General features: G+C 71.4%; 12 protein-coding genes. 8 read left to right on the forward strand and 4 right to left on the reverse strand.

The window, feature by feature from the left end; all coding sequences use genetic code 11:
• The 7 genes from G6R25_RS17415 to G6R25_RS17445 form a co-directional block, all read left to right on the forward strand.
• Positions 1 to 413, forward strand: a 413-nt coding sequence (locus G6R25_RS17415) for a hypothetical protein (RefSeq protein ID WP_205447199.1), incomplete at its 5' end; no start/stop codon positions are given.
• Between the two features lie 82 nt (positions 414 to 495).
• On the forward strand, positions 496 to 1,107 hold the full coding sequence (locus tag G6R25_RS17420; protein WP_235948853.1) for a hypothetical protein: 612 nt from the start codon (positions 496 to 498) through the stop codon (positions 1,105 to 1,107).
• Positions 1,104 to 1,244, forward strand: a complete 141-nt coding sequence (locus G6R25_RS17425) for a hypothetical protein (RefSeq protein WP_163553842.1) — start codon at positions 1,104 to 1,106, stop codon at positions 1,242 to 1,244. The genes G6R25_RS17420 and G6R25_RS17425 overlap by 4 nt, the downstream gene beginning before the upstream one ends.
• Before the next feature lie 2 nt (positions 1,245 to 1,246).
• The gene (locus G6R25_RS17430; protein ID WP_163553843.1) at positions 1,247 to 1,846 is read left to right on the forward strand and encodes an LLM class oxidoreductase; all 600 of its coding nucleotides are present in this window, start codon (positions 1,247 to 1,249) and stop codon (positions 1,844 to 1,846) included.
• 88 nt (positions 1,847 to 1,934) lie between these two features.
• Positions 1,935 to 3,020, forward strand: coding sequence for a LysR family transcriptional regulator (locus G6R25_RS17435; protein ID WP_205447200.1), 1,086 nt, complete (start codon positions 1,935 to 1,937; stop codon positions 3,018 to 3,020).
• A gap of 2 nt (positions 3,021 to 3,022) precedes the next feature.
• Positions 3,023 to 3,376 (forward strand): McrC family protein, encoded by a 354-nt coding sequence (locus G6R25_RS17440; RefSeq protein ID WP_163553841.1) that lies wholly within the window; start codon positions 3,023 to 3,025, stop codon positions 3,374 to 3,376.
• A 172-nt stretch (positions 3,377 to 3,548) separates the two neighbouring features.
• Positions 3,549 to 6,068 carry a tetratricopeptide repeat protein gene (locus tag G6R25_RS17445; RefSeq protein WP_163553844.1) on the forward strand — a complete coding sequence of 840 codons (2,520 nt, stop codon included), beginning with the start codon at positions 3,549 to 3,551 and terminating at the stop codon, positions 6,066 to 6,068.
• A gap of 20 nt (positions 6,069 to 6,088) precedes the next feature.
• On the opposite strand, the gene G6R25_RS17450 is transcribed toward G6R25_RS17445, so the two are convergent.
• Positions 6,089 to 7,237 (reverse strand): acyl-CoA dehydrogenase family protein, encoded by a 1,149-nt coding sequence (locus G6R25_RS17450; protein WP_163553845.1) that lies wholly within the window; start codon positions 7,235 to 7,237, stop codon positions 6,089 to 6,091.
• A 122-nt stretch (positions 7,238 to 7,359) separates the two neighbouring features.
• On the opposite strand from G6R25_RS17450, the gene G6R25_RS17455 reads away from it, so the two are divergent.
• Positions 7,360 to 8,046, forward strand: coding sequence for a TetR/AcrR family transcriptional regulator (locus tag G6R25_RS17455; protein ID WP_163553846.1), 687 nt, complete (start codon positions 7,360 to 7,362; stop codon positions 8,044 to 8,046).
• Between the two features lie 73 nt (positions 8,047 to 8,119).
• On the opposite strand, the gene G6R25_RS17460 is transcribed toward G6R25_RS17455, so the two are convergent.
• From G6R25_RS17460 to ureG, 3 genes are all read right to left on the reverse strand, one after another.
• A complete protein-coding gene (locus G6R25_RS17460) occupies positions 8,120 to 8,551 on the reverse strand; it encodes a peptidoglycan-binding domain-containing protein (RefSeq protein WP_163553847.1) in 432 nt (143 codons plus the stop codon).
• Positions 8,552 to 8,684: 133 nt separating this feature from the next.
• Complete coding sequence (locus tag G6R25_RS17465; protein ID WP_235948856.1) at positions 8,685 to 9,284, reverse strand: DUF2889 domain-containing protein; 600 nt, start codon at positions 9,282 to 9,284, stop codon at positions 8,685 to 8,687.
• Between the two features lie 99 nt (positions 9,285 to 9,383).
• Positions 9,384 to 10,085, reverse strand: a complete 702-nt coding sequence (gene ureG / locus G6R25_RS17470) for an urease accessory protein UreG (RefSeq protein WP_419469375.1) — start codon at positions 10,083 to 10,085, stop codon at positions 9,384 to 9,386.
• Positions 10,086 to 10,090: the final 5 nt, after the last annotated feature.

The following is a 10,090-nucleotide window of genomic DNA, read 5'->3' on the forward strand; positions in this document are numbered from 1 at the left end:
AACGATCTTCCCGGGGCCCTGGGTTCAACCTCATGCCCGACGTGTTTCCGGGCGGCTTCGACGACTTCGCCGACCACGTGGTCCCCGCCCTCACCGTCCCGCAGGCCAGGCGGGTCGTTCAACCTGGCCCATCGAGTGACCTCCCTGGACCGCGCCACCCGCGGGGGCGGCGGCGCGGCGACCTGCGGGTGTTCGCCCCGGCCGAGGCCCACCCCGACGACAGCGCCGACCGGCTGGCCGATGTGGTCGCCGCCGCGGCGGCGGACGGGCTGGAACTGGCCGTGACGGGTGGGGTGGAACAGGTTCTGAGCGTCCTGGCCGAGGTCGTTGCGGCCCTGGCCGCCGCGTCCAGGCCGGGCGCGACGCTGCGCGAGCGGCTCGGTCTCCCGCTACCCGTCCTGGCCGAGGCCTGACCCGATCCCACGAACGGAGCAGCCACCGTGAGCCGCGAGTTCCTCTGGTACATCCCCAACACCCTCGAACCCGGACACCGGGGTGACTTCACCGCGGACGGGCTGGGGCAGCCTCGACTTCTCGGTCGAGCAGGGTCTGTTGCTGGAGCGGCACGGCTGGGACGGGGCGCTGCTCGGCACGAGCTGGGGGCGGCCGGACACCTTCACCGTCGCCACCGCCCTCGCGGCCCGCACCACCACCTTCGTCCCGTCGCTACGACCGCACCCGCGAGTTCCTGCACATCGTCCGCCGGCTCTGGGCCGAGCCGCTGGACGGCATCGCCGAGCGGATCGACCGGCTGACGGCACTGCAGGACAAGCTCGGCCGGGAACACCCGCCCCTGGAGCACGGGCTTCGGATCACCACGTTCGTCCGCGACACCACCGAGCATGCCTGGCACGACGCCGAGGCCAAGGTACGCCAGCTCGCCGAGCGGCTCGAGCCGCGCTGGGCGGCGGGCCAGAAGCGGTCGGCGGCGCTGGGACGACCTGGCTGGTCGGCACGGCCGCCGAGGTCGCCGCCGCGCTCCAGCGGTACGCCGAGCTCGGCATCACCCACTTCGTCCTCTCGGACACGCCGTACAAGCAGGAGATCGTCCGCCAGGGCGAGCAGCTCCTGCCGCTGCTGCTGCGCTCGGCATCGGAGGCGTCATGAGCGACCGCAGGCTCTACCTCAGTGTCGCGATCAACAGCACCGGCTCGGCGGGGCGCTCGTGGGCCTGGCCGGGGACGCACTGGGGCCGGTTCGGCGACTGGGGCCACTACCTGCGCTCGACGTCGCCGGCCCGCTGAACGTGCCCGTCGGCCCGCAGGGCCACCCGGTCATCTCCCAGGCCGGCGCGTCCGACGCGGGGATCGACCTGGCCGCCAGGCATGCCGACATCGTGGAGCTGGCCGCCGCCGAGGAGGTCACGCCCCGCCAGCTGGTCCGCCGCATCGAGGGCGGACACCGCCTCGCGATCGGTACGCCGCGGCAGGTGGCCGATACGATCCTGGACTGGTGGGGTGACGGGTCGGTGGACGGTTTCAACATCCACATCCCCGTGCTGCCCGACGGGATCGCCGAGTTCAACCGCGAGGTCATCCCGCTGCTGCAGGCATCGGGTGCCTTCCCCTCGGCGTACGACGGCTCCGCGAGCGGCTGCGGCTGCGGGACCCGCGGGAGATATCTCTACCACATCAATCGAAATAGAAGAAAAACTGGCCCGGGTCCAGTAGTCTTGGTTCATGCGCTCATTCGACTTGGTGGCCAGACGCCACGTCGACCTCATGCGCGCAAGCAGTGCGTCCTGTTGTCGGTGACCAGCCCCGACAACAGTGTCCACGCATTGGCAGATCATCGTGAGCCCGCGACGCCGCGGACGGTGATCTGTCATACCAAGATCTGGAAATGAGGATCCGTGCCGACCATATCCGGCGACGTTCGTGGGCCCCTGCGCGTTGCTGCTCCGGCCCGTGTCTCGAATCGCGCGCTGGTGTCCCATGCTTGATCTGCGTCGCGTGATGCTGCTGTGCGACCTTGTCGATCTGGGAACGGTCACCGCGGTGGCCAAACGTCGCAACATCACCAGCTCCGCGGTCTCCCAGCAACTACGGGTTCTGGAGAGTGAAGTCGGCGTCATCCTCTTCCGCCGGGACGGGCGCACCCTCGGTCTCACCCCCGCCGGGGACGTCCTCGTCGAGCACGTCCGCCGGGTGGTCAGCGCGCTCGACGAGGCGATGAGCGCCGTCGCCGCCACCCGCGACCGGGTGGCGGGCAGCGTCAGCATCGCGTCGTTCAACATGGGCATCCCCATGCTGGCCGCCCCGGTCGTGTCGAGGCTCGTCCGCGACGAGGCCGGCCTGCAGCTGGCGATCCAGCAGGCCACGGCGGAGCGGGCGTTGCGGATGCTGCGCCGCGGCGAGCTCGATGTCGCGATCACCTGCCGGTACCACTTCGGAGAGCAGCCGTCGCTGAGCGGACTGACCGAGGAGCGGCTGCTGGATGAGCCGCTCGTCCTGCTGGCTCCGAGCGAACACCACACCCGCGTCCGCACGAGCGGCCTCATCGCCCTGGCCGCCATCCCGTTCGTGACCGGTGCCCCCGACTCCGGTCTGGGCGGCACCCTGCAACGCGCCGCCGACGCCGCGGGGTTCATCCCCAAGGTGAAGCACCGGGTCGACGGAGCACGAAACATCTGTGAGCTCGCCGCGACCGAAGTGGCCTTGGCCATCGCGCCCCGGATGGCCGTGCCGGCCCACCTGGAAGGGCTGATCGCCGAGGATATCGACTTCGGTGTGCGCGAAATCAGCGCGGTCGTGCGGGAGGGGCGCCAGCGCGACCCGAACATCAGACTGGTGCTCCGTGAGTTGCACAAGGTCGTCGAGGAGACCTGGCCGGAGTCGGGGCGGACCCCGCTGAGCGTCGCGGTCCGACGTCCGGCTCATCCGGCCTATGAAGCCGGCGGCGCCGCCGGCTGGGGGAGCGTGGTGGCAGCGGCGTCGATACCGCGATCGCGTCTTCATCCGGCGGCGCTTAACGAAGCGTGTAGCCGCACCGGTGTGGATATGCGGGATAAGTTCCTTTAGAAATGAGGAATGCCAACTCCTGCGGGCACCGATGTGATCGACCCGGCACGGCTGCGCCAGGTCTTCGGCGCATATCCAACCGGGGTGCCGCCGTTCTCGACGCCAAATACAAGATCGAGAAAGACGCGGACAGCCCCGACGCGATCTACCAGTTGCTCGCGTACTGCACCGCCCTCGGTCTGCCCGCGGGTCACGTCGTCTATGCCGGCACCTCGACCGAGGCCTGCCACACCTACACCCTCACCACCGGCACGACGATCACTTTTCACCCTCTGGATCTGACCGCCGACCTACACATCCTCCGCCGTCAGATCAACGAGATCGCCTCGGACATGGCGAACGGTCCAAGCATGTAGTTCGCAGGTGGGACTGTTCCAAGATCGATGTTCCTGGCCTGCCGCGACACACAGGCGGATTGTTGTCCTGCGACTCCACACGTCTTGGTCAACGCGTGCCGGCTGTCCTATCCAGCGTATCCGGATCCCACGTTGGATCGAGTGGTTTGGGTGACTGTGTCATGCTGTTCAGGTGACGGGTGGGGGTGATGGTCGCGCTCTCGATGTCTTCGTGTCCTGCGCCGCGGATGGGCTCGGTTGGGCTGAGTGGATCGCGGGGGCGTTGGAGAGCGCCGGCCACCGTGTCACGCTCGGTGCCTGGGATGTGGTGCCTGGTACTCATCGGGTTTCCTGGCTGGATGGGGTGACGCAGCGGGCGCGGCGCACGATTGCGGTGGTGTCGGATGGTTATCTGGATTCGCCGGCGGCGTCGGCGGAGTGGGGCGCGGCCTGGTCCCCGCGGGTCATGGATGGGGAGCGGCGGCTTCTGGTTGCGCGGGTGACGGACCGGTCGATTCCCGGTCTGCTCGGCCAGCTCGTCCCGATCGATCTGGTGGGGCGCAGCCCGTTGGCCGCGCGGGCCTTGCTGCTCGCGGCGGTGCGCGGCGAGGCCGGGCCGGTGGAGGCGGCGCCCGGTCGTACGCCGTCCACCGTCGGTCCGGTGGAGGGCGGGGAGGGGCGGAGTCTCCCTGACCAGCAGGCCATCCGTGGCGAAGCGGTGTTCCCGGGGGAGTTGCCGGTGGTGTGGAACGTGCCGCGGCCCTCGGCGCGGTTCGTCGGTCGGGCGCGGGCGCTGGGGCGGCTCGACGAGGCGATGTCGGGTGGCGGGCTGGTCGCGGTGACGGGCCTGGCGGGGGTCGGGAAGTCGAGCCTGGCCGTGGAGTATGTCCACCGGCAGCGGATGGGGTTCGACGCGGTGTGGTGGGTGCCGGCGGGGCGTCCGGAGCTGGTCGGTGAACGGGTGCGGGTGCTCGCACCCGCCCTGGGCCTGCCGCGGGACGCGGAGCCGGCGGCGGTCCTGGCCCGGCTTGACGCCGCCGACGGCCGCTGGTTGCTTGTCCTCGACGACGCGGCCGGCCCCGTCGAGCTACCAGGCTGGCTGCGGACGTCGACGGGGGCGGGTCGGATCCTGGTGACGTCGCGCGCCGACGACTGGGAGGATGCCGGGGTGGTCGTGCCGCCCGGTCCGTTGGAACGGTCGGAGTCGGTGGCTCTGCTCGCCGATCGGCTACCGGCGGTGGACCGGGCGGTTGCCGGGCGGATCGCCGGCCAGCTTGGTGATCATCCACTTGCTCTTGATCAGGCGGCGCATCGCATCCGCGGGGCTCGGGCGCCGGCGGAGACGTACCTGGCGGCGTTGATCGACCGGCCGGCTGTCGTGCTCGGTCAGGGTGAGGTGCCGGGCCGGCCCGGGGTCACCGCCGCGACGCTGTGGGCCGAGCCGCTGCGCCGCCTGGACGCGGACGCGCCGGCTGCCGGTGAGCTGCTGCGGCTCGCCGCGCATGGTGACGTCTCCATGCCGCTGCCGCTGCTTACCGCGGATCCGGAGGCGATCGGCGGCGGGGAGCTGCGCGCGGCTGCGGCTGATCCGTTCGACCTGGCCGAACGTAACGCCACCGACCGCGAACGCCTCCTCGGCCCCGACCACCCCGACACCCTCACCAGTCGCGAAACCCTCGCCCGCGCCTACCAGCAGGCCGGCCACATCGACCACGTGCAGGACCTGTTCGCCCAGAACCTCACCGACCGCCACCGCACCCTCGGCCCCGACCACCCTGCCACTTTGGAAAGCCGCCACCGCCTCGGCGCCGCCCTCGACGACGCCGGCCGCGGCGACGTGCGACCCACCCTCACCGACCGTGAACGCCTCCTCGGCGCCGATCACCCCGACGCCCTCAACACCCGCCACCAACTCGCCGCAACCTACCGACGAATCGGCGCCACCGGCGATGCCCTCGCCCACGCCGAACCCACCCTCGCTGCCCGTGAACGTGTCCTCGGCGCGGACCATCCACAGACGCTCGACAGCCGTCACCAACTCGGCCTCACCTACCGCCAAGCCGGCCGCGTGGACGAGGCCACTCGCGAACTACGTCAGGCACTGGCCGGCCGCGAGCGTGTTCTTGGAGGTAACCATCCCAGTACCCTCGACAGCACTCATGCCTTCGCGAAGGGGGAGGTGCGGTCGGTTCCGTTGAACCCCCGGCTGGTTGCGATCCTGCGCCGCCACGTCGACACGTTCGGCGTTACCGCCGATGGGCGGCTGTTCCGGTCAGGAAAGGACGGGCCGGTGAAGGCAATCCGATACCTGGCGAGGTGGCGGCAGGCCCGCGAGATTGCCCTCACCCCAGCCGAGCAGGCATCGCCGCTGGCGCGACGGCCATACCACCTGCGGCACGCCGCCGTGTCCGGATGGCTGAACGCCGGCGTCCCGGTCACCCAGGTCGTGGAATGGGCAGGCCGCTCCGTGCGGGTATGCCTGCTCGTCTACGCGAAGTGCATCTCCGGCCAGGACGAGGCCGCCCGGCGGCGGATCGACGCGGCCCTGGCTGCCGAGGAGGCGACGGCCGAGGCTCCGATGGCCGCAGACGCGGGGCCCTCCCAGCCACGGCTCAGCCACAGCCAGCCGGAAACGGCCGGACTGGACCGGGCACAGCCGGACATCGTCCCGGCAGTGCCCGAACCGCCGCCGGGACCCGAACTGGAACTCTGACCTGCGAAAACGGCCTCTGATCAGCCTCGGGCGAGGTGGCGGCTGATCACCATGCGCTGGATCTGGTTGGTTCCTTCGAAGATTTGCATGATTTTGGCTTCGCGCATGTAGCGCTCGACCGGGTAGTCCTTGGTGTAACCGGCGCCGCCGAAGACCTGGACGGCGTCCTCGGTGACCTTCATGACGGCGTCGGTGGCGACGAGCTTGGCGATGCTCGCGGCCTTGCCGGCGGGCAGGCCGGCGTCGCGGCGCCGGGCTGCGGCCAGGGTCGTCGCCCGTGCCGATTCGACGGCCGCGGCCATGTCGGCGAGCAGGAAGCCGAGCCCCTGGTGGTCGATGATCGCCTTGCCGAACGCCTGGCGCTCCTTGGCGTAGGCGACCGCGTCGTCGAGGGCGCGCTGCGCCAGGCCGACCGCGGCGGCGGCGATGCCGAGGCGACCGGCGTCCAGGGCGGCGAGGGCGATCCGCAGGCCGTTGCCCTCGGTGCCGATGAGCCGGTCGGCGGGCACGGGTGCCTCGTCGAAGCCGATCTGGGTCGTGGGGGAGGCCGTCAGGCCCATCTTGTGCTCGGGCGGGTGCACGTCCATGCCGGCGGTGCCGGCGTCGAGGAGGAAGCAGGAGATGCCCCCGGAGCGGTCCGCGGAGGTGCGGGCGAAGACGGTGTAGAAGTCGGCGGCGCCACCGTGCGTCACCCACGCCTTCGTCCCGGACAGGCGGTAGCCGCCGACGGGGTCGAGGCGGGCGGCCGTCGTCATCGCCGCCGGGTCGGAGCCGGCGTGCGGCTCGGACAGGCAGTAGGCGCCGAGCAGCTTGCCGGACAGGAGGCGGGGGAGCAGGACCTCGCGCTGGGCTTCGGCGCCGTGGTAGGCCAGCGGGAAGCAGCTCAGGCTGTGCACGCTCACCCCGACGGCGACCGACGCCGACCGGTAGGCGATCTCCTCCAGGACCTGCAGGTAGACCTCGTAGGGCTGGCCGCCGCCGCCGAACTCCTCCGGGTAGGGCAGCGCGAGCAGCCCGGCGTCGCCCAGGATGTGAAAGACCTCGCGGGGGAAGCGGGCCTTGGCCTCGTCGTCGACGACCCGCGGCTCGATCTCCTTCTCGCCGATGGTGCGGACGAGGTCGATCAGCTCGCCGGCCTCGGGAGAGGGGAGTAGGCGTTCGGCCGGCATGGCGTGCCTCCAGGGATCGCACCGAGGGACCGAGAGTCGCCCGGGGCTCACCGCGCGACGGAGACGACAGTACCGCACCGAGTACCGCGGTACTGTTCGGCGCTGGGGTAAATTGATCGATCATGACGGTGAACTGGGACATCGACACCTGGTCGGCGGCGACGGTTGGTGGGCCGCGGAGCAGCCGCCAGTCAGACCTGTTCGACGCCCTCGTCGAGATCTTCCTCGTGGAAGGGTTCGCCCGGTTCACCCTCGCGGACCTCGCCGGCCGGCTTCGGTGCTCCAAATCGACGCTTTACACCCTCGCCCACAGCAAGGAACAGCTCGCGGTCGCCGTCGTCGTGCACTTCTTCCGCAGCGCCGCCGAGCGGATCGACGACAGCCTGCTCGCCGCCGCCGCCGACCCGGCCGACCGGCTGCGCCGCTACCTCGACGGGGTCGCTGCCGAGCTGCGCCCCGCCTCCGCGGCCTTCCGCGCCGACCTCGCCGCGTTCCCGCCGGCCCGCGCCATCTACGAGCGCAACACCAGCATCGCCGCGGCGAAGCTGCGCACCCTGGTCGCCGAGGGAGTGGCCGCGGGCGTCTTCCGGGAGGTCGACGCGCGGTTCGTCGGGCAGGTCGCCACGCTCGCGATGGTCGGCATCCAGCAGGGCACGATCGAACGCCAGACGGGCCTCGCCGACGCCGACGCCTACGCCAAGCTCGCCGGCCTGCTGCTGCACGGCCTGGCCCGCCGCGACGGCGACGCTGCACACGGGCAGCAGATCCAGGCCGTCCCGGCGTTCACCGCGCCCGAGACCGTCGAATAGGCACCGACCTGTCTTCCGCTCGGCGCCCGCGGACGGTCGTCTGCGGACAGGCGGGTGAGCTGGGCGGGCGCGGTCAGCTTGCCCGGTCCGCCTTGACCAGGTGGTTCCAGGTGGTGAGGCCGACCTCGCCGTCGACGAGAGCGTGGACCACCCCCTGGTAGTGCCGCACCCAGGCGTCAGTGTGCGACCCGAACTCGCCGTCCAGCGCCAGCTTCGGCTGGTAGTGGGGGTCGAGCGTGTGGGAGGCGTCCTGCACGGCGTGGACGGCCTGGCCGCGCGAACCGGACCGCACCGGCACGATCAGCACCGGCCAGGTCTGCTGGCCGACCTGCCCGTCGGGCGTCAGCCGATGCCGCGTCTGGAAATCGCGCACGGCGGCCGCGGTCCGCGGTCCGTAGGCGCCGTCAACCGAAACGCGCAGGTCGTGCGCGCCGAGAAGATACTGCACGAGCTGCACGGTGAGTCCGGCGTCACCGGGCTTCTGAATGGGCCAGACAAGTGCCATGAGAGTTTCTCCCGCGTCGCGTGAGTGGAGACGGATGGGGGTGATTGGGAACACTTATGAGACTGCGCTCGACCACCGATTTCCGCCGCATTTCGTCGTGCTCGCGACACGCAGGAATTAGTCCGTACTTCTCCTATCTTGTGGCCGCCCCCAGCGTGGAAAAAGTCCCGACATTTCGGTTGGGACGGCCGATGTATCCGCCGGTCGGAGGGCGGTCAGGTCGGCTCGTACGCGGTGAGCGGGGTCGAGTCCCGGGCGCCAGCCGGCGGCGAGTTTCCGCATGGCGATGCCGTCGGGCGCCCAGATGTGGCAGGTTCCGGTGAGGGCCGCGGCGGCGGGCGTCGGCGGCGCTCAGCGTGGCCTGGATGATGGTGGGGCCGGCGGCGCGGGGGAGCTCGTGCAGGTGCGAGCAGCCGTGGACGCCGGACACGGTGTCCCGCAGCGCGCGGGTGAAACCGCGGCGCACCGACAGTCCGACGAGGCGGTCGAAGTTCGGCCTGATCAGCGGGCACTCGGTGTGCGGGAAGGCGTTCATCCGCGACTCGACGGCGACGATCGTCAGGTCCGCCGTCCGCACGTGCAGGGCGAGCTCCAGGTCGTGCAGCAGCACCCGGGCCGGGTCCGGATGCCAGGGCCGGGTGTCACGCAGCCTCGCCTGGGCGACCAGCAGGTCATCGGCCTGGCGGACCTCGATGTCGATCGTCCTGCGGTGCACCGGCACGGCTGCTGGCATCGCTGCTCCCCTCGCGCTCGCTGCGCGACCGGCGTGCGGCCGCGCGGGCTGGTCCGGCGGTCGGACTGGGGCCGGCGCGCGGCGATGCGGCCGCTCGGCCTACCCGGCGGCGGCCGGGGCGGCGCCTTGGGGGCCGTGCGGGGACAGGTCGGCGAGCTGGGCCCGCACCCAGGCTGTCACGTCGCCGGCCGCGGGGTCGGCCGTCAGCGACGTGAACAGCACCGGACGGGTGCCGCGGGCCGCCGCCGCGTCACGGGCCATCACCCCGAGATCCGCACCGACCAGGGGAGCGAGATCCGTCTTGTTGATGACCAGCAGGTCGCTGAGGGTGACCCCGGGACCGCCCTTGCGTGGCACCTTGTCGCCGCCGGCCACATTGACGACGAAGATCTGCCGGCCGATCAGCCCGTAGCTGAACGTCGCGGTGAGGTTGTCGCCCCCGGACTCGACGAGGACGAGGTCGAGCGGGCCGGCGTCGGCCTCCAGATCCTCGACCGTGTCCAGGCTGGCGGTGATGTCGTCGCGGATCGCCGTGTGCGGGCAGCAGCCGGTCTCCACGGCGCGGATCCGCCGCGGGTCGAGCACCCCGGCGCGGCGCAGGAAGTCGGCATCCTCGGTCGTGTAGATGTCGTTCGTGACGACGCCGAGGCGCAGGCTCGGCGCGAGGGAGCGGCACAGCGCGGCGACGAGCGCCGTCTTCCCACTGCCCACGGGGCCGCCGACGCCGATGCGCGGCGCCCGCCCGAGTGACACCGGGCCACCGCCACCGCCACCACCGCCGTGCGCGTGCGGCGCGTGCAGTTCGT

The sequence above is a fragment of the Candidatus Frankia alpina genome (genome assembly GCF_902806485.1).
Taxonomy (GTDB): Bacteria; Actinomycetota; Actinomycetes; order Frankiales; family Frankiaceae; genus Frankia; species Frankia alpina.

Coding starts and splice junctions, on each gene's coding strand:
- G6R25_RS17425 (WP_163553842.1), top strand. CDS start 1,104: ATGAGCGACCGCAGGCTCTACCTCAGTGTCGCGATCAACAGCACCGGC.
- G6R25_RS17435 (WP_205447200.1), top strand. CDS start 1,935: ATGCTTGATCTGCGTCGCGTGATGCTGCTGTGCGACCTTGTCGATCTG.
- G6R25_RS17440 (WP_163553841.1), top strand. CDS start 3,023: ATGAGGAATGCCAACTCCTGCGGGCACCGATGTGATCGACCCGGCACG.
- G6R25_RS17450 (WP_163553845.1), bottom strand. CDS start 7,237: ATGCCGGCCGAACGCCTACTCCCCTCTCCCGAGGCCGGCGAGCTGATC.
- G6R25_RS17455 (WP_163553846.1), top strand. CDS start 7,360: ATGACGGTGAACTGGGACATCGACACCTGGTCGGCGGCGACGGTTGGT.
- G6R25_RS17460 (WP_163553847.1), bottom strand. CDS start 8,551: ATGGCACTTGTCTGGCCCATTCAGAAGCCCGGTGACGCCGGACTCACC.
- G6R25_RS17465 (WP_235948856.1), bottom strand. CDS start 9,284: ATGCCAGCAGCCGTGCCGGTGCACCGCAGGACGATCGACATCGAGGTC.